Annotated in this window: 17 protein-coding genes; 12 read left to right on the top strand and 5 right to left on the bottom strand. The window is 48.8% G+C overall.

Going from position 1 to position 19,772, the window contains the following annotated elements; all coding sequences use genetic code 11:
- Window positions 1-5: 5 nt before the first annotated feature.
- Complete coding sequence (leuC, locus tag ACOMG9_RS09285) at window positions 6-1,421, bottom strand: 3-isopropylmalate dehydratase large subunit (protein ID WP_422137099.1); 1,416 nt, start codon at window positions 1,419-1,421, stop codon at window positions 6-8.
- Between the two features lie 135 nt (window positions 1,422-1,556).
- Between leuC and ACOMG9_RS09280 the strand changes: the two genes are divergently transcribed.
- The 5 genes from ACOMG9_RS09280 to ACOMG9_RS09260 all read left to right on the top strand — a co-directional run bounded on the left by ACOMG9_RS09280 (window position 1,557) and on the right by ACOMG9_RS09260 (window position 8,052).
- Window positions 1,557-2,429, top strand: coding sequence for a LysR family transcriptional regulator (locus ACOMG9_RS09280; protein ID WP_422133398.1), 873 nt, complete (start codon window positions 1,557-1,559; stop codon window positions 2,427-2,429).
- 77 nt (window positions 2,430-2,506) lie between these two features.
- A complete protein-coding gene (gene acuI / locus ACOMG9_RS09275) occupies window positions 2,507-3,484 on the top strand; it encodes an acrylyl-CoA reductase (NADPH) (protein ID WP_448216704.1) in 978 nt (325 codons plus the stop codon).
- 309 nt (window positions 3,485-3,793) lie between these two features.
- Complete coding sequence (locus tag ACOMG9_RS09270) at window positions 3,794-5,194, top strand: TrkH family potassium uptake protein (protein WP_448216703.1); 1,401 nt, start codon at window positions 3,794-3,796, stop codon at window positions 5,192-5,194.
- A gap of 389 nt (window positions 5,195-5,583) precedes the next feature.
- Window positions 5,584-7,389 (top strand): AMP-dependent synthetase/ligase, encoded by a 1,806-nt coding sequence (locus tag ACOMG9_RS09265; protein ID WP_494530114.1) that lies wholly within the window; start codon window positions 5,584-5,586, stop codon window positions 7,387-7,389.
- 153 nt (window positions 7,390-7,542) lie between these two features.
- Window positions 7,543-8,052 carry a phosphoribosyltransferase gene (locus tag ACOMG9_RS09260; protein WP_422133393.1) on the top strand — a complete coding sequence of 170 codons (510 nt, stop codon included), beginning with the start codon at window positions 7,543-7,545 and terminating at the stop codon, window positions 8,050-8,052.
- A gap of 71 nt (window positions 8,053-8,123) precedes the next feature.
- On the opposite strand, the gene aroC is transcribed toward ACOMG9_RS09260, so the two are convergent.
- Together aroC and prmB are read right to left on the bottom strand one after the other, a co-directional pair.
- Complete coding sequence (gene aroC / locus ACOMG9_RS09255) at window positions 8,124-9,218, bottom strand: chorismate synthase (RefSeq protein WP_422133392.1); 1,095 nt, start codon at window positions 9,216-9,218, stop codon at window positions 8,124-8,126.
- Window positions 9,219-9,308: 90 nt separating this feature from the next.
- Entirely contained in the window at window positions 9,309-10,313 is a 1,005-nt protein-coding gene (prmB, locus tag ACOMG9_RS09250; RefSeq protein ID WP_448216701.1) for a 50S ribosomal protein L3 N(5)-glutamine methyltransferase, read from the bottom strand.
- A 206-nt stretch (window positions 10,314-10,519) separates the two neighbouring features.
- Between prmB and ACOMG9_RS09245 the strand changes: the two genes are divergently transcribed.
- Window positions 10,520-11,080, top strand: a complete 561-nt coding sequence (locus tag ACOMG9_RS09245; RefSeq protein WP_422133390.1) for a Smr/MutS family protein — start codon at window positions 10,520-10,522, stop codon at window positions 11,078-11,080.
- Between the two features lie 70 nt (window positions 11,081-11,150).
- Here the strand turns inward: ACOMG9_RS09245 and ACOMG9_RS09240 are convergent, their stop codons facing one another.
- Window positions 11,151-12,062, bottom strand: a complete 912-nt coding sequence (locus ACOMG9_RS09240) for a patatin-like phospholipase family protein (protein WP_448216700.1) — start codon at window positions 12,060-12,062, stop codon at window positions 11,151-11,153.
- A 273-nt stretch (window positions 12,063-12,335) separates the two neighbouring features.
- Between ACOMG9_RS09240 and ACOMG9_RS09235 the strand changes: the two genes are divergently transcribed.
- Window positions 12,336-14,624 (top strand): RING finger protein, encoded by a 2,289-nt coding sequence (locus ACOMG9_RS09235; RefSeq protein ID WP_448216699.1) that lies wholly within the window; start codon window positions 12,336-12,338, stop codon window positions 14,622-14,624.
- Window positions 14,625-15,069: 445 nt separating this feature from the next.
- Here the strand turns inward: ACOMG9_RS09235 and ACOMG9_RS09230 are convergent, their stop codons facing one another.
- The gene (locus ACOMG9_RS09230; RefSeq protein ID WP_422442386.1) at window positions 15,070-15,237 is read right to left on the bottom strand and encodes a hypothetical protein; all 168 of its coding nucleotides are present in this window, start codon (window positions 15,235-15,237) and stop codon (window positions 15,070-15,072) included.
- A gap of 653 nt (window positions 15,238-15,890) precedes the next feature.
- Between ACOMG9_RS09230 and ACOMG9_RS09225 the strand changes: the two genes are divergently transcribed.
- From ACOMG9_RS09225 to ACOMG9_RS09205, 5 genes are all read left to right on the top strand, one after another.
- Window positions 15,891-16,310, top strand: coding sequence for an RING finger domain-containing protein (locus tag ACOMG9_RS09225; RefSeq protein WP_448216698.1), 420 nt, complete (start codon window positions 15,891-15,893; stop codon window positions 16,308-16,310).
- A 568-nt stretch (window positions 16,311-16,878) separates the two neighbouring features.
- Window positions 16,879-17,253 carry an RING finger domain-containing protein gene (locus ACOMG9_RS09220; protein WP_448216697.1) on the top strand — a complete coding sequence of 125 codons (375 nt, stop codon included), beginning with the start codon at window positions 16,879-16,881 and terminating at the stop codon, window positions 17,251-17,253.
- 229 nt (window positions 17,254-17,482) lie between these two features.
- Window positions 17,483-18,766: a cytosine deaminase gene (gene codA / locus ACOMG9_RS09215; protein WP_448216696.1), complete on the top strand. Its 1,284-nt coding sequence runs from the start codon at window positions 17,483-17,485 to the stop codon at window positions 18,764-18,766.
- Window positions 18,767-18,949: 183 nt separating this feature from the next.
- Window positions 18,950-19,216, top strand: a complete 267-nt coding sequence (locus tag ACOMG9_RS09210; RefSeq protein ID WP_494530113.1) for an ion transporter — start codon at window positions 18,950-18,952, stop codon at window positions 19,214-19,216.
- The gene (locus tag ACOMG9_RS09205; protein WP_494530112.1) at window positions 19,203-19,766 is read left to right on the top strand and encodes an ion transporter; all 564 of its coding nucleotides are present in this window, start codon (window positions 19,203-19,205) and stop codon (window positions 19,764-19,766) included. The genes ACOMG9_RS09210 and ACOMG9_RS09205 overlap by 14 nt, the downstream gene beginning before the upstream one ends.
- Window positions 19,767-19,772 lie beyond the last annotated feature (6 nt).

Below are 19,772 nucleotides of genomic sequence, written 5' to 3'. Positions count from 1 at the left end.
GTGTCTTAAGCCCCCTGCCCCATCATCTGACGCACATCAACAAAATGGCCGGTTACCGCAGCCGCTGCGGCCATAGCCGGGCTTACCAGATGGGTTCGACCACCAAAACCCTGACGACCTTCAAAATTGCGGTTTGAAGTGGATGCGCAATGCTCACCGGCACCCAGTTTGTCGGCATTCATGGCCAGACACATGGAGCAACCCGGCTCACGCCATTGCAGACCGGCCGCTTCAAAGATTTTGTCCAACCCTTCATTTTCTGCCTGTTCTTTTACCAGACCCGAGCCCGGGACAACCAGAGCTTCCTTAACGGTGTCAGCTACCTTTCGACCTTTTACGACAGCAGCCGCCTCTCTGAGGTCTTCAATTCTGGAGTTAGTACAGGAACCAATGAAAACACGATCAACAGGGATATCCGTGATCGGCATGCCTGCTGTCAGCCCCATGTACTCGAGGGCTCTTGCATAACCTTCCGCATCTGCCGGGGACGGTACATTAGCATCCACAGGCAGAACCATTTCAGGTGAGGTACCCCAGGTCACCTGAGGTTTGATGTCTTCACCTTTTAAAACAACCACTTCATCAAAAACAGCATCAGCATCAGAGTGCAGATCGGACCAGGCCTCTACCGCCTTGTTCCAGAGCTCGCCTTTGGGTGCAAAAGGACGACCTTTTACATAATCGACCGTGGTCTGATCGACCGCAACCATACCTGCACGGGCACCTGCTTCAATAGCCATATTGCAGACAGTCATTCGACCTTCCATACTCATGGCTCGCAGAACGTCGCCACCAAATTCGACAGCAAAGCCGGTACCACCAGCGGTTCCGATCTTGCCAATAATGGCCAGAACCACGTCTTTCGGCGTAACACCCAAACCCAGCTCGCCATCAACACGCACCAGCATGTTTTTCATTTTCTTGGCAACCAGGCACTGGGTAGCCATGACGTGTTCGACTTCGGAGGTACCAATACCATGGGCCAGCGCGCCGAAAGCACCGTGAGTAGAGGTATGGGAATCACCACAGACTACGGTCATACCTGGCAGAGTTGCGCCCTGTTCAGGACCCACAACATGGACAATCCCCTGGCGGGTATCCATCATATCGAACTGGACGATATCGAAATCGTGGCAATTATCATCCAGCGTTTTAACCTGAATTTTCGAGATAGGATCTTCGATACCATCAATGCCGGTTTTGCGCTCATTAACGGTAGTTGGCACATTATGATCAGGCGTTGCCAGGTTGGCATCAATTCGCCAGGGTCGGCGGCCAGCAAGACGCAGACCTTCAAACGCCTGGGGAGAGGTGACTTCATGAAGTAGCTGTCGATCAATGTAGATCAAAGACGAACCATCGTCTCGTTGACGAACAAGGTGGTTGTCCCACAACTTGTCATAGAGCGTCTTACCTGCCATTGGTTGAATCCTCATTACAGCGTTTCCGTTTTATGGGTATCCTAGAACGACAGAACAGATTACTCAAATTCATCTTTTTCATGCTATTAATAACTATAAGTTATCAATCATTTACCCCTTACAAAAAACTGAACCATGGATATACCCAGCCTCACCGCATTTCTGACCGTTGCTGAGTGCAAGTCTTTCTCCCAGGCGGCAGAAAAGCTGCATTTAACCCAGCCGGCCGTCAGCAAGCGCATTGCTTCGCTTGAGAGCCAATTAGGCACCCAGTTATTTGATCGCATGGGTCGACAGATCAATTTGAACGAAGCTGGACGCATCCTTATGCCCAAAGCCAGACAAATGCTGGACTTGATGAAGGACTCCCGTCAAGAAATCAGTAACCTGAAGACTCAGGTAAAAGGGACTCTGGCCATAGCCACCAGTCACCATATAGGCTTACGCAGGCTCCCTGACATCTTGAGGGAATACTCCCGCCGCTACCCGGATGTCAAGCTCGACATTCGCTTTGTGGATTCGGAGGTGGCTTATGAAATGCTGAGTCGTGGTGAAATTGAATTCGGTATCGTAACACTCTCTCCTGACAACCCGGATCGATTTGAATCCCGTCTGGTCTGGAATGACCCGCTGATTTTTATGGCGGCCAGAGACCACCCCTTATCCAGCCTGAAAAAAGTCACCACCCAGCAGTTAAGTGAACATCAGGCAATTCTGCCAAGCTCAAACACATTCACTCACCGGCTGGTTCGCACACTGTTTGAAGAAGAAGGTCTGTCTTTGCAAACCACCATGTCTTCCAATTACCTCGAAACAATCCGTATGCTGGCTTCCATCGGTCTGGCATGGACCATTTTGCCCGCCTCGATGCTGGACGACGATCTCATTGCATTGAACACACAATGCCATACGCCTTCAAGAAAGTTGGGGTATATCATCCACAAAGAGCGAACCCTGTCGAATGCGGCCAATGCGCTTCTGGACCTTCTGAATCAGGAAACCGGCTGATCATTGTTATTCGCCAACTTGTCCCTATAATTCCACTATCGATTTCACTACCTTTCACAGAACTGACGGAGTGTTGTATGTTCAAGGCGCTGTTGCTGGAGCAGGAAGGCCAAGCCACTGTATCTTCTGTCCGGGAACTGGACGACAGTCGTTTACCCGAAGGGGAGGTCACGGTAGCCGTCGAATATTCCTCGCTGAACTATAAGGACGGTCTGGCCATCACTGGCAAGGGCAAGATTATCCGCAACTTTCCCATGGTACCGGGCATTGATTTTGCGGGTACAGTCATTGATTCTGACAATCCTGAATTTTCAGAAGGTGACAAAGTTATCCTCACCGGCTGGGGCGTGGGTGAAAACCACTGGGGTGGTATGTCTGAAAGAGCCAGGGTCAAAGCCAGTCAACTGGTAAAAATGCCAAAGGGACTCAACAGCCAGAAAGCCATGATAATCGGCACAGCAGGTCTGACAGCAATGTTGTGCGTAATGGCTCTGGAACACTCAGGTGTCACACCTGAAAAAGGTGAAATTCTGGTCACCGGTGCCAGTGGTGGCGTGGGCAGTACTTCTGTCGCCCTGCTGGCAAAATTGCATTACGATGTTGTCGCTGTATCAGGTCGTCCGGAAAACTCCGGCATGCTGGTCAACCTGGGAGCCAAACTGATCCTGCCAAGAAGCCGTTTTGAGGAGCCCGCCCGCCCGCTGGATAAACAAATGTGGGCGGGTGCAATTGATACGGTTGGCAGCAAGCTGCTCGCCAGGGTTCTCTCAGAAATGAACTATGGCGGTGCCGTTGCAGCCTGTGGACTGGCAGGAGGTTTTGACCTTCCGACTACGGTGATGCCATTCATCTTGAGGGGCGTAAACCTCCAGGGCGTCGACTCTGTGATGTGTCCAACAGAAAAACGTACTCAGGCCTGGGAGCGACTGGTGGACCTGTTACCTGCTGATTTTTACAACTCTGCCTGTCAGGAAGTGACACTGGAAGAAATTGCTGAGTACGCTGAAGCCATCACGGTGGGTCAGGTGACCGGTCGTGTGATCGTGAAAATCTAACCCGTTCTTTTTATAAGTCATTTTTATAAGCAGCCTTTACAAAAGGCATCGAATTTTTCGCTCTGCTGTTTTTCAGCTGACTCATTTTCTCATCCTCTTGATGTTGTCGTGCTGTTCATGATCGCTCCATGAATCTTGCGGCAACATGCTTTCTTGGCAAAAATTGAGGATACACTCATTGAAGCCATGTACTGGTATTAACCCCTAATTACTTCGAACCCTTTAAGTGCAATAGTTCGAGGTTTGACTGATTAAACAAAAACAACCATGAATTTGCGCCCCGTTCTGCTTGTCATAGGCCTGTTTCTGATGATGCTGTCAGTATTGATGCTACTGCCAGCCCTGCATGATTTCGTCATTGGCGAGGAAGGAATTTATTCATTCGGCTTGTCGGCCCTGATCACCCTGTTGGCAGGCGCACCACTTTACTACTTTTGTCGTGTACATGTATTCAGCCTGCAACCAAGGCAAATATTTCTGCTGACCAACGCATCCTGGTTGACACTGAGTGCCTTCGCAGCTCTGCCTCTCTACATACAGCTGGATATCAGCTACACCGACGCATTCTTTGAAACCATGTCCGGGATTACAACCACCGGTTCTACCGTGCTCAGTGGACTTGACCAGATGAATACCGGGGTCCTGCTGTGGCGCTCTCTACTTCAATGGCTCGGCGGCATTGGCTTTATTGTCCTGGCTGTAGCGGTACTGCCTTTTCTGAAAGTCGGTGGTATGCGTCTGTTCCAAAGCGAATCTTCCGACTGGTCAGACAAAGCCATGCCCCGTTCAGGCAGCATCGCCAAACGTATTGTTTGTATCTACTTGGGTATGACCATTTTTTGTGCGTATCTCTATTTTCTCGGAGGCATGCATGGCTTTGAAGCCATCAACCACGCCATGACCACGCTTTCCACCGGAGGCTACTCAACTTCCGACAGCTCCATGGATCACTTCAAAAACCCCTTCATTCACTGGGTTGCTATAGTGTTCATGATTTTTGGATCGCTTCCCTTTGTCCTTTTTGTCAAATTTCTCAGGGGTGATTCTCAGTCTTTGTTGAGGGATAACCAGGTTCAGGCTTTTCTCAAATTCCTGCTCATACTCTGGGGCTTTTTGACTCTGCGACTGTTTATAAACAGTGATTATTCACTGCTCAAGTCTTTGACCCTGGTCGCCTTTAATACTACTTCTGTGATCACGACGACAGGTTTCGCATTGACTGACTACGAGTCATGGGGAGGGTTTGCAGCCGCCCTCTTCCTCTGCCTGACGGTCATTGGTGGCTGCTCAGGCTCCACAGCAGGAGGAATAAAGGTTTTCCGTTTTCAGATTGCAGCACGTTTGCTGGGCATTCAACTGAAACAACTGGCTCATCCGAGAGCCTGTTTTGTACAAAGCTACAACGGCCATCAAATCAGTAGCGACATATTGAGATCTCTGATCGCTTTCTGCTTCTTTTTCGCACTCCTGACCACTATTCTCACCCTGCTTTTGAGCTTTCTGGGGCTGGATCTTGTCACCAGTCTCAGTGGTGCATTGACAGCAGTTGCCAACGTAGGTCCCGGACTTGGAGATATTATCGGACCTGCGGGCAACTTTTCATCACTGCCTGATGCCGCCAAATGGTTCCTGAGCGTGGGAATGCTGCTAGGCAGACTGGAAGTTATTACCGTTTTGGTACTCTTCACTCCAGCATTCTGGAAGCACTAGCAGCCTGTAGGACTTAAGACTGTCCTACACGGCAACTGCTCCTGCGTTGCTCTAGCTCCTGCATCCATGCAGTCGTGCGGTTGCAATAAATTGGTCTAAAAATCCCTGTTTCTTCGTCAAATAGCTCGCTATTCTCCTCAGAAACAGAGATTTTTATCCTCAATTTCTTGCAATCCTCGCTACGGACGCTTAAGTCCGACAGGCTGCTAGAAAACTGATATAAATCAAATAGTATTTATCGTTACTCCTGTAATATTCTTCGCCGCAAACGAAAGCATTGAAAACAGGCTGCAACCTGTTTGATGCTAAATAAAATCAGCCATAAGCAGAAAGTGTCGTTTTTTGAACCGAGAAAACAGTCACTTCTATAATATGTATATTGCTTGCCAATGAATGATAATCCTCCGTCGCACCTTGTCAGCCTGATTCGTCAGCGCTCAAATAACCATTCCCGTCAAACGGCTATTCGTTTCTCTGAAAATCATCAATGGCAATCCATTAACTGGCAGCAGCTCGGAGAAAAGATCGATTGCGTTTCTCGCTCTCTGCTAACAGACAATCTGCCGATTCAGACTAATATCGGGATCTGGTCGCAGAACCTTCCCGAATGGACTATTGCAGACCTTGGCATTTTGCAGACTCGCTGCGTCACTGTGCCCATTTACCCAACCAATACCGCTGAGCAGGCTCGCTACATTATTGAAGATGCCGGAATTTCCATTTTGTTTGTCGGCGAACAGGAGCAGTTCGATAGCGCGCTGAAGCTTCTGGACCATTGTGAATGTCTGGAGAAAGTTATTGTATTTGACTCCCGGACTAACCTGAAAGGCTGCGATAAAGCACTGTATTTCAGTGATTTTATGGCCAGTGCTCCCACTGAGTCCGAATTATTGACAGAACGCCTGAAAAATCAGGCTCTGGACGACCTCTACACCCTGATCTATACCTCGGGCACCACCGGTCAACCAAAAGGCGTTATGCTCGATTACAACAGCATCGGTGCATCGTTTGAGTCACATGATCTTCTGATTCATATTGACCATACCGATGTATCCATAGCGTTTTTGCCTCTGAGCCATATTTTTGAAAGGGCCTGGAGTTATTACGTTCTGACCCGGGGCGCTGTTAACTGCTACCTGAAAGATCCGACCAAAATTGCAGAAATATTGCCCACACTGAAGCCAACGGTGGTCTGTGCAGTACCACGCTTCTACGAGAAGATTTATACCGGCGTGAACACCATGGTACAAAAGGGCTCTCCGCTTAAGCGCTTTATTTTCAATACGGCTATGAAAGTCGGTCTCACCACCATGGAATTGAAGCGCCAGGGCAAGACAGTACCCGGTTATCTGACAAGCCTGAACCAGCTGGCTGACAGAATGGTGTTCAGCAAAATCAAAGAAAAGCTGGGAGGGCGTATCCGTTTCATGCCCTGTGGTGGTGCCCGGCTGGATGACGAAATCAACCGTTTTTTCCATGCCCTTGGCATCAATGTCAAAGTGGGTTATGGCATGACTGAAACCACGGCAACTGTTACCTGCTTTCGCGATACGGGTTACCAGTTTGGCAGCTGCGGCTCACCGCTCCCCGGCACTCAGGTTAAAATCGGGCAGGAAGGCGAGATACTGGTGAAAGGCCCAACCGTCATGCGCGGCTACTACAAAAAGCCGGATGAAACAGCCAAAGCCTTTGATGCCGATGGCTGGCTAAAAACCGGCGATGCAGGTCTGATCGATGAGACAGGGCAGCTTCGCATCACCGAGCGCATCAAGGAGCTGATGAAAACGTCCAACGGCAAATATATTGCACCTCAATACATAGAAGGCACTTTGGGCAAGGATCGGTTTATTGAACAGGTTGCCATCATTGCTGATGCCAAAAACTATGTTTCTGCTTTGATAGTACCTGCTTTTGAAGCATTGGAAGAGTACGCAAAAAGCACTGACCTGAAATACGAAAACAAAATGGATCTGATCCGCAATGCGGATATCCGGGCTATGTTCCAGAAACGCCTGGATCACATTCAGAAAGAACTGGCCCGGTACGAGCAGGTTAAGAAATTCACTCTGCTGCCTCGTGAATTCTCCATCGAAACGGGAGAGATCACGCCAACACTGAAATTGCGCAGAAAGATTATCATGGAACGTTTCCGCAAGGAAATCGAAGCCATGTACCAACCGGTCACGTCACCCTGACACCAAGGCAGGCCATTCTCAAACCGGATGGCCTCTTAATGCTGCAGTGGAAAGCCCTACTTGGCTTATCAATATTAAATCGCCTATCCTTCCCTGCTTCAGTTTTATTAGCCTGTCAAAAGACTCTTCATTCATCTAAAGGTTTAAGTGCTCATGGAGCAATATAATTTCACCTATAACGATATCCATAACACCATTCGCGCCTCAGCGGAAAAGATCAGAGCCTCCGGATTTGAGCCTGATTATCTCCTGGCCATTGGTGGCGGTGGTCTGATTCCAGCACGCATCATGCGCACCTATATCAACAAACCGATTCTGATTGTATCCCTCTCCCGCTACAGTGACGAGACAGGTACGGCGCCATCAGAGACACCGGTCAAACTACAATGGCTGGAAACAGACACCAACCTGGATGGTAAAAAAGTTCTGGTCATTGATGAGGTCGATGATGAAAGAACCACTCTGCAGTTCACACTGAATCATCTGTACGACACACACCCTGAAACCGAGTTTGCTGCCTTCGTCGTGCACAATAAACTGAAAGAAAAGAAAGGCACACTGCCAGAGAGGCTGAGCCACTTCTTCACTGGTGAGGACATCCACGACCACTGGATTAACTACGCCTGGGATGCTGAAGACATTGATCAGTTTGGCAAAAAGTAAGCCACTGAAAGCCGTTGAATACTCATAACACAACCCCCGACCCCTGACAGAGGGCCGGGGAACGGAACGGTTCAGGCCTGACCCTGAATAACCGGAGCCGGACTGACCACATCAGCATTCTGGGCACGTTGACGCATCAGGTGATCCATCAGGGTGATAGCCATCATGGCTTCAGCAATGGGTACAGCACGAATTCCGACACAGGGATCGTGACGTCCCTTTGTGACCACTTCAACAGGTTCGCCTTCCATATTGATGCTCTTGCCAGGCGCAGTCATGCTGGAAGTGGGTTTCAGGGCAATATGGGCAACAATATCCTGACCTGAGCTGATACCGCCAAGAACACCACCGGCTGAATTGGACAGGAAGCCTTCTGGCGTCAACTCATCACGATGCTCTGTTCCCTTCTGGGCTACAGAGTCGAAGCCATCGCCTATCTCAATACCTTTGACGGCATTAATGCTCATCAGAGAATGAGCCAGGTCGGCATCCAGACGATCAAAAACCGGTTCACCCAGTCCCGGCATCACACCTGTAGCCATCACGGTCACTTTGGCCCCGGTAGAATTACCATCACGACGCAAATCATCGATCAGTTTTTCCATGGCGGGCACTTTATCCGCATCCGGGCAGAAGAAAGGATTGTTGCGAACTTCATCCCAGTCAATCTTGTCGATACTGATCGTGCCCAGCTGGGACAGATAACCTTTAATTTCGATGCCCTGACTTTCCAGGTATTTCCGGGCAATCGCACCGGCTGCAACACGCATGGCGGTTTCACGAGCAGACGAGCGCCCGCCGCCACGGTAGTCACGAAAGCCGTATTTGTGGGTGTAGGTATAGTCAGCATGGCCAGGACGAAAACGATCCATGATATTGGAATAATCTTTGGAACGCTGATCCACATTTTCGATAAGCAAACCAATGGGGGTGCCGGTGGTTTTACCTTCAAAAACGCCGGACAAAATCCTGACCTGATCCGGCTCACGACGCTGCGTCGTATATTTAGAGGTACCGGGCTTGCGCAGATCGAGATCCTTTTGCAGATCGGCCTCACTCAGAGGTATGCCCGGAGGGCAGCCATCCACTATACACCCCAGGGCAATACCATGGGACTCACCAAAGGTCGTAACCCTGAAAACCTGGCCTATGCTGTTGCCTGCCATTTCAACTTCCCCCTCCTCTGACAGTTGTCCGTCGTTGCTCCCGTCAGGGATTTAATGCTCTACTGTGAAACCTTTTTCCAGAAAAAGGTTTCAGTCATTCATAGCTGTTTCAGCCTGCTTTCTTTGCTCACGGCTGCTAAACAGAGGCTGATATTTACGACAGCTTCCGGCATCCAGTATCAGGATGCCATGACCACCTGCTTCAAACTCCGGCCAGATAAACGGCACATCAGGATACTCATCTCTCAGGGCCCAATGACTGTTACCTACTTCCAGAACCAGCAAACCCTTTTCATCCAGAAAGTCTGCGGCACGTGCCAGAATAACGCGGGCCATATCCAAACCGTCTTCTCCCGCTGCCAGACCGAGCTCCGGCTCGTGGCTGAACTCATCCGGAAAATCGGCCATATCTTCAGCATCCACGTAGGGTGGATTGCTGACAATCAGCTGATACTTTGGCTTTTCCGGAGCATGATCGATCGCTTCAAAAAGATCAGAACGAATGGCCTGAACCCTGCCCCAGAGTTCATGACTGTCGATATTGATACCCGCCACTTCCAGAGCGTCTTCTGATATATCCAGTAAGTCGACTGTGGCTTGAGGAAACTCATGGGCCACAGCAATACCAATACAGCCGGAACCTGAACAAAGATCCAGCACCCTTTCAACCCGGATGTCCATCAACCAGGGTTGAAACTGATGCTGAATCAGCTCGGCAATCGGTGAACGAGGTACCAACACTCGCTCATCAACGTAATAGGGTTGACCACAGAACCAGGCCTGATTGACAAGGTAAGCCAAGGGTTTGCGTTCTGAAATTCTGCGCTCGATCAGCCCTGCCACTCTCTCCTGCTCATTCAGGGAAAGTCGGCAGTCCATGTAGGGTTCCGGCAATTCCCAGGGCAGCTGTAGCACCTGAAACACCAGATGAAAAGCCTCATCCAGAGCATTATCACTTCCATGCCCGAAAAACAGCCCGGCTTCGTTAAATCGTGATGCCGCCCAGCGAATGAAGTCCCGGATACTGACCAGACCATCATAGGGCTTGATGGCTCTGTAGGACTTGCCAGTACGCGTGTCACTGATTTCAGTCACTCTCTCTCCTCTGGGTCACTTTCAGGATCTCCCCTGCAAAACCGCCATAAGGTAGCATATTCAGGCACAGGCAAAGAACCACTTTTTCGCCGCAAACGGCTCCGAACAGCTGCCACGGTATTAGTCAGACCACAATTAGGGTTAGAATACCTCTATTTCAGGCTGCCAGGAGCCTGTTAAGTCTGTTTAAAAATGAGCGCAGAGTCATGACCGAAAACGATAACGACGATCAGGAAGGCCTTTTCAAAGAAGCCATGATGGACGTGCGGCCATTGAAGAAAACCAACCGCTCTGCCGAGCTCAAAAAACCAGCGACTAAAGTGCCCGACTGTACACTCAGAGCTCGTCGGCAGTCTGCTCAGATGGAAGACAAGCCGGGCGGAGCCGCTCTTTCGGAAGCCTGGGTTGAACCTATAGAACCAGAGCAAAAACTGGTATACAGCAGATCAGGCATTCAACATACCCGTATGCGCCAGTTACGCCAGGGATTACTGCCTATCCAGTATCAACTGGATCTCCACGGTTACAGGATCGAGGAAGCCAGGGAGCTGATTTCAGAATTTCTATTGTTCTGCCGTAATGAAGGCATGCAATGCGTTCGAATTATCCATGGCAAATCACACCGCAGTACCAATCGCCAGAACACCCTGAAAAGTCATGTCAATCACTGGCTGCGACAGCTTCCGGAAGTCCTGGCATTTTGTTCAGCACCCCCTTCAGAAGGCGGGACCGGGTCGCTTCTTGTGCTTTTGAAGAGAAAAGCCTGATAACCCTTCACAAACACCTTCAGCACTCAGCCTCACTAATAGGTTGAGATTTTTTTCAAACAGAGGAAACTTATGCTTCCAGGAGAATGGCAGACTCCTCCTGGTGACGGGATTCCCATTGATCCAGGGCATCAATAGCCAATTGTCTGCCCACAGCCGCGATCTCGTTAAAGCGATGGAATTCGTAGAACTGACAGATGTTTCGAGGCACATTGACCAGGACATCTGGCTGATAGCCCGCCGTTTTATATCGGGAAAGTGACTCCTGCATCACTTCCATGGATTGGTTGGAAATTTCCATCAGGCTCATGGAAGCACTGAGTTCATCCTGAGACTTTTTACTCTCGTTGACACCTACAAACTTATCAATAAGCCCGTCAAAAATGGATTTTTTCTCCTTCTCTCTCTCTTCAGCCCCGTCATTTTTCTGAAAAGGTTTGCCCAACAGATCAACAGCCACCACCATATCGGCCAGAGCGGACCCCGCAGGCGCCATTGGCAAAGGATTAAGCACACCGCCGTCTACCAGCACCTGACCATGTATTTCTACCGGACTGAACAAAGAAGGAATGGCACTGGAAGCACGAATAGCCGTCACCAGATCACCACGCTGAAACCAGATTTCCTTGCGATAAGTCAAGCTGGTAGCCACCGCTGTATAGGGAATCGGCAGATCTTCTATACGACAGTCACCAATAATATCGCGCATGCGTTCAAAAAGACGGTCACCCTTGATGACGCCCGGACGCCCCAAAGAAATATCCAACAAACGGATAATCTCGAACGAATCAAGGGTCTCGGCCCATTGACAGTACTCATTCAGTTTACCCGTAGCCCATAGACCACCGATCAGTGAGCCCATGGAAGAACCGGCTATTGCCGTAATTTTGTACCCTCTGGCCTCCAGCTCCCGAATGACCCCGACATGGGCATAACCCCGGGCACCACCACTGCCCAAGACCAGAGCTACTCTTTTTGTCATTGCTCTTGTGTCCTTTGAATTGCTTGCGTTGGGCAATAGCATGAACCCTGTCAGCCCTCAGGTCTATAGGGTCTGGATACTTTAGTTATCGGTAATGACTGAAGTCAACCAGCGCTCTGTTTCGATCCAGACAGCAGGTTTACTCATACTGTTTTTTTGTTTTTTTCCCGGGAGATGGCAAGGTATTGCGATGAGTATGGTCGAAACTGTCAGGCGAGCCTGCCCGCACTCTGAGCTACACTCAGCCCTGACTAAAGAAAGATGGAAATTTGAGTGCAAATTAAAACAGTGATCTTTCTTATAATCGGGACGCTCTTGATCTCTTTGGCGGTCAGTGGATTTGGTGATAGCCGTTTTCAAGGACGTCTGCTCATCGTCACAAACAGGGCGCTTGACCAGGAGGCTTATCTGATAACAGATTTTGTCTTCTTTGTGCCTGAAGACTCTCTGGCCTTGTTTGAAGAAATGCTGGTCGCTGCAAATGCTACCCATATTGGCAGGGTGCCAATAGACGAAGTTTCATTCAACTGTTATCTACTCAATCGCGATAATATTGAAACCCCATCAACGGAACAAGGAAACTTCTTGTGTATCAGCCCTGAATTGCAACTGGATAGAACTGACAGTGACGAGGGTGACCTGGCTACAAGTAAGGTTTCTGAGGAAGCAGAGAAAAATGGCATGAGCTTCCCATTGCCAGAATGGCCCGCATTAATACCTGAACCCAACTTGCGATTATCAGGGGGAGGCTTTCCATTTGACCCACCACCACCTTCTCCTCCTTTTATGCCGGGCATTCCTGCCAAGGGATTTTTTAATCTGCCCGACTGGCAGTTTGACTACCTGTTAGCTTTGGCCCGGATCAGCCAGTGGCTGAAACAATGGCTTCATAATGGGTATCCCACCACTTCCGGTAAATCCCGACAATTCGTCAGGGCAACAGATTTATCTGCGGCTTTGGATGGAATTAAAAAGGCACACAATAAATCCTTATTCAGCCAGATGCCGTTAGATGCCTCAGAACTGCTTGCACATCTTCAAGGGAAAGGTTTGTCCGGCTATTCGCAGGTACATCAGTCAGAAACAGTTATGTTGTATCCCGTATTTGTACTACCAGAGTCTGCGTCGAACAGCCTTGATGAAGCGCAAGGGGTTGAATATGTTGGAAGAACTTGCAGCATATGTCTGACTAATTTTGAGGAATCTGAGGACGTGGTGAAAACGTCATGTTCGCATTTGTTTCATGTAGACTGTCTGAAACTGTGGTTAACGACAGAAATTGATGAGCGAACAGTTAATTCCTGCCCGGAATGTCGGCATGATCAGGGCGTTTTACATGGTTTTTTGATCCATAAAGAAAACACTGTCAACCAAGAGAGACTAGTCAGCTCTGCTCGTATCGCACTCCAGGAGGTTGCTCAAATTGTAACGGAAATGCAGGCAGGGAGAAGAACCTGGCCTGAAGATGACGAATGTACCTATGCAAGGTTGAGCAGTGCAATACGTAGCAATGATCCGGCCATTACTGAGCAGGCACGAGCACTTAGGCCATTGGTTAATTTTTACTCTGTGCAGCATCTGATGTCACAACTGCGGGCAGGGAGAGGAACCTGGCCTGAAGATGACGAATATATCTATTTAAGGTTGGGTAGTGCAGAACGTCGCAATGATCCGGCTATTGCTTTGCAGGCACAGGCACTCAGGCCATTGGTTAATTTGCACTCTGTGCAGCATCTGGTGTCACAAATGCAGGATGGGAGAGGAACCTGGCCTGAAGATGACGAATATATCTATTTAAGGTTGAGAGGTGCAGAACGCAGCAATGATCCGGCCATTGCTGAGCAGGCACAGGCACTCAGGCCATTGGTTAATTTGTACTCTGTGCAGCATCTGGTGTCAGAAATGCTGGCAGGAAGACGAACCTGGCCTGAAGATAACAAACATATCCATGCAAGGTTGAAAAGTGCAGTACGCAGCAATGATCCAGCCATTGCTGAGCAGGCACAGGTACTCAGGCCATTGGTTAATTTGTACTCTGTGCAGCATCTGGTGTCACAAATGCAGGATGGGAGAGGAAACTGGCCTGAAGATGACAACCCTGTCTATGCAAGGTTGAGAAGTGCAGAACGCAGCAATGATCCTGCCATTGCTGAGCAGGCACAGGCACTCAGGACATTGGTTAATTTGTACTCTGTGCAGCATCTGGTGTCACAAATGCAGGATGGGAGAGGAACCTGGCCTGAAGATGACGACCCTATCTATGCAAGGTTGAGTAGTGCAGAACATAGCAATGATCCTGCCATTGCTGAGCAGGCACAGGCACTCAGGCCATCGGTTAATTTGTACTCTGTGCAGCATCTGGTGACACAAGTGCTGGCAAGGAGAGGAACATGGCCTGAAGATGACAACCCTATCTATGTAAGGTTGAGTAGTGCAGAACGAAACAATGATCCGGCCATTGCTGAGCAGGCACAGACACTCAGGCCATACGTTAGTTTGTTACACCGTGAAGCATCCGGTGTCACAAGTGCAGGCAGGGAGAGGAACCTGACCAGAAGATGACAACCCTATCTATGCAAGATTGACCAGTGCGGAACCTGGTAATGATCCGGTCATTGCTGAGCAGGCACGGGCACTCAGGCCGCTGGTTGATAAATACCGTCGTAAGTCGTCAGGCAATTGATACATATAATTCAAACCGGCACACTAATTCGATTTACACACCTGAAAAAATAAGCTGAGAAAGTGATCAAATCTTCACTCCATTTCGAATACCCGAAACTTTTCCTGAACCGTAATTATTAATGAAAGCAGTAACAACAGAAGCAGAACTCATTTTTTCGCTGGCTGGAATTCAAGTGTCATGGAAATCCACCCCAGTGTCATTTTGTCAGTCAAGTGCTTCCCTGAAGATAGCCATCGCTTCGAGCAACAGACAACTACCTTGGCAAAAGCTGGTGGAGAGCGTTTAAAGCACTTTCAAGTCCGATGGTCACTGGCCTTGTTATCATGGTTTGACGGCTGTTTTTAAATAAGAAGTAATTTGTGGTTTCACGACCAGCTTCATTGTCAACTTAATAGTGAATTCAGCAGCTACTGCCGCTACTTTTACCTTTCGGTCAGGTAATTTCCCACAAGAATTAGCGGCTGCAGCGAGGCTTTTAGAAATATTCACCAAACCTCTGGTGGCGGACCGGAATGTTATGTCAGAGACGCCCTTTGGCATCAAATTCTCTTCAACTTGACAACTCCTTACCTCTCGGACCCGGAATCTTCCTGAGTTACCCTGGGCAATGCCATTAACCTGACAGCCCGAGTTTGTTCTTAAATGGGCAGGCCAGTTTTGACCGCAAAGTTTTTCCAAGATCATACTAACATCCTTGTCATAAGACTTAGCTTCGATACTTTAACAATAGGAATTTGGTTCAGATCTCACAATTAGATCAAAGTATTACTTGTTGCCTCTCCTGATGTGGGCTGGTAGTGCTTTATTTACTGACTGACTAAATATTAAACAGTGAAAACGGGGCGTTAAAAACATTCTCTGTCTGTTGCTTAGAACCTTCTCAGCATAAGAGCTTTTCTAAGTACCTGGCCAGTTGGTTTCGCATATTCTGGCGAGTGGATTTTTTCATCCTTCAAGGCGCAACGACGGGCGCGTAGCCGTAGCTACGCAACCAGAGTTGGAACGCAGAAGGGTGGAAAAAGCCGCCGTCCAGAATATGCGAAACCAACTGGTTAGGTACTTATATGCACAGGGAACTAAATGCATAGACAATGATCTAAAACTATAAGCCATTTGAAAAATCAGAGACAGGAGTATGAGATATGAACGGAACCAGACCACCCGGCACACCACCCGGCACACCACCCAGCACACCAAGTCCGTCAGCACCTTATCAAGAGCCCACCGACAATTGCCCTGTTTGTCTCGAATCCTTTGCCGATAGGGAAGTCAGTGTTCTCGAAGATTGCCGACATATGTTTCACAAAGACTGCGTGGCGAAGTGGCTATCGGCCAATAGTATCTGTCCTGTGTGCAGAACCAGTCTCAGGGCAAGGGAAGCACAACCAGTGCCTGCCATGCCGTTGAGCTTTCAAGTTTTTTCGTCTGCGCAGGCATATGTAGACTTCTCTCAAAATGGGCTGCTGACATCGCGAGGGAATATTGTCGATGACTCAGTCAGAGTTGAATACTTGCCTGCGCCGTTAGATTCAAGCTTCTCTCAACATGGGCTGCTGACATGACGTCCGGCAGGGAATTTAGTCGATGACTCAGTCAGAGTTGAATATACCGCTAATTAAAAGAAATCACTGGTGAATTCCCGTGGTGGAGGCGCTTGGGTTGCTGCTTTCTCGGGATTTCGCAGTTATTCCTGCTTTGACGAATGAATGGGATCGGGCCACTCTTTTTCTATCTGGAAACTGTTGTACCATTAGCCCGACTTGGAGTTAATGGTGCATTTCGCCTTTATCTGTGATGCTTTATTCTAAAAGTTAAAAGTAAAAACGGGGCATTAGAGACATTCGCTGCCTGTTGCTTTCAGAACCTTCTCAGCAAAAGAGCTTTTCTAAGTACCTGGCCAGTTGGTTTCGCATATTCTGGCGAGTGGATTTTTTCATTCTTCAAGGCGCAACGACGGGCACGTAGCCGTAGCTACGCAACCAGAGTTGGAACGCAGAAGGGTGGAAAAAGCCGCCGTCCAGAATATGCGAAACCAACTGGTTAGGTACTTATATGCACAGGGAACTAAATGCATAGACAATGATCTAAAACTATAAGCCATTTGAAAAATCAGAGACAGGAGTATGAGATATGAACGGAACCAGACCACTCGGCACACCACCCAGCACACCAAGTCCGTCAGCACCTTATCAAGAGCCCACCGACAATTGCCCTGTTTGTCTCGAATCCTTTGACGGAAGGGAAGTCAGGGTTCTCGAAGATTGCCACCATATGTTTCACAAAGACTGCGTGGCGAGGTGGCTATCGGCCAATAGTATCTGTCCTTTGTGCAGAACCAGTCTCAGGGGAAGGGAAGTACAACCAGTGCCTGCCATGCCATTGAACTTTCTAGATTTGTTGCTTAATCAGCCAATCGACTACGAGTTCACTCTATCTAGGCAACAGACATTGAGTTGGCCAAGGCATTCAATCAACTCACTCAGAGTTGACGTTCATTACGGCTAATTAAAAGAAAACACTGTGAAATTCCCTTGGGCCACTTGGGTTGCTACTTTCTCAAGTTTTCGCAGTTATTCCTGCTTTGACGAATGAATGGGATCGGGCCACTCTTTTTCTATCTGGAAACTTTTGTACCATTAGCCCGACTTGGAGGTAATGGTGCATTTCGCCTTTATCTGTGATGCTTTATTCTGAAAAACCGCCCTATTCCGGCAAAAGCGGGCTGAGGTAAATCATGCGTCTTGAAAATGTGCGTCTGCATCAACAGGAAGGCCTGTTTGATATCCTTTTTAATCAGGGCATGATCCTGAGCGTTACTCCCGCCGGTACTCAACGCCAGCCTGACACTGATAGCCTTGACGCCGGGGGTAAGCTGGCACTCCCTCCCTTCATTGATCCTCATGTCCATCTGGATACCTGCCTAACGGCAGGTGAACCCGTCTGGAATCGCACTGGCACCCTCTTTGAAGGGATTCAAAACTGGTCTGAGCGCAAGAAAAACCTGACTCACGACGACGTCAGGCAAAGAGCCAGAAAAGCACTTGCCTGGTATGCAGGTCAGGGCGTGCAGCATGTTCGCAGTCATGTTGACACTACCGATCCGGGTCTTACCGCCGTTCATACTCTGCTCGAGGTGAAAGAAGAAGTTAAAGATCTGATTGATATCCAGCTGGTCGCCTTTCCGCAGGAAGGCATCCCATCTTTTCCTAAAGGTGCAGAGCTTCTCGAAGAAGCCATGAAGTTGGGCTGTGATGCCGTCGGTGCTATTCCCCATTTTGAATACACCCGTGAATATGCTCTGGACTCTCTCAATACCGTCTTTGACCTTGCCGAAAAATACGACAGCCTGATCGACATTCACTGCGATGAGATAGACGACGAACAATCCCGATTTGTCGAGACTGTTGCCTGTCTGGCTCTGGAACGCAACATGGGTCAGCGTGTGACTGCCAGTCATACTACTGCCATGCATTCCTATAACAACGCCTATGTCGTGAAGCTGATGCGGCTGTTGAAACGGTCAGGCATACACTTTATCGCCAACCCGGTAACCAACCTGAACCTTCAGGGGCGAATGGATTCTTACCCGAAACGCCGTGGTATTACTCGTATACCAGAACTGCTTGAGGCCGGTGTAAATGCTTGCTTTGGTCAGGACGACATTGTTGACCAATGGTTCCCGATGCAGGGCTGTAATATGCTACAAGTGTTGTTTACAGGTCTGGTGGGCTGTCAAATGACAGGGCTGGATCAGATAAATCAGGGCATCGACCTGATTACCACTAACAGTGCGAAATGCCTGAATATTCACGACCAATACGGGATTGAAGAAGGGAAACCCGGCAACCTGATTGTTTTGGACTCCGAGACCGTCTTTGATGCCATCAGACGTCAGTCAGTGGTAACCCACTCTTTCCGCAACGGCCAGCTGATTGCAGAAACCAGACCCGCAGAGTCGTGCATCAGGGCTAATCACTCGCTGTCTGGCCCTATCGATTATTCTTTCTGCCCTCAATAAGCTTTTTATCTGATAGACACCAGGAGAAGCAGATACTTAGAATCTGCCTGCTGAAAAAATACTTGCCTCCCTCTTGGGGAGGCAATGTTATTCACGGTAGAATAACTGCCTTAAAATTAAAACATAGCCCGGTGCAGTCGCATCCGGGGCAGTCAACCCGCCCTTTTTAATCGTAACCAAACCATGAAAAACAGCGATTTACAGGCTCGCTTCAACGCCATACGCTCCAACAAGATATTTGAACTCTTTGTCGTTAGTATCATCATCTTCTCTGCCCTGGTCATTGGCGCGAAGACTTATAAGCTGCCACCGTACCTTGAAGGCACTATCAGCGTGCTGGATATCGGTATTACACTCTTTTTTCTGGTGGAAATACTAATCCGCTTTTTTGGCGAAGAGAACAAAAAGAATTTCTTCAAGTCCGGCTGGAATCTCTTTGAATCTCTTTGACACCCTGATTGTGATCGTCAGCCTGATCCCGGTCAGCGATACCGAGATGGCTCTTGTGGGTCGATTAATCAGAATTTTCCGGGTACTGCGGATGATATCTGTCATCCCCGAGCTTCGACTGCTACTGAACTCACTGCTGAAAGCTCTGCCACAACTGGGTTATGTCATGTTGCTGATGTTCATCATTTTTTATATCTACGCCGCTGTTGGCAGCACCTTCTTCCTGAATATCAATCCTGAACTCTGGGGTAATATCTCCATCAGTATGCTGACCCTGTTCAGGGTCATGACTTTCGAAGACTGGACCGATGTCATGTACGAAACCATGGCTGTCTACCCACTGAGCTGGGCCTACTATCTCAGTTTTATTTTCTTCACGACCTTCGCCTTTCTGAACATGATCATTGGTATTGTCGTCAACGTTCTGGAGGAAGAGCGTCAAAAGGTGCGCAGTGAAGAAGAAGCTATTAAGAATGAGGGTCAACCCAACCTTGAAGATTTGCAGCAACAGCTGACCGAAATCAAATGCCTCCTGCAAAAGAAAAGCTAATCATCG

The sequence above is a fragment of the Endozoicomonas sp. PH6C genome (genome assembly GCF_059322965.1).
The sequence above is the reverse complement of the archived record's forward strand: the minus strand, read 5'-3'. Positions and strand labels throughout refer to the sequence as shown.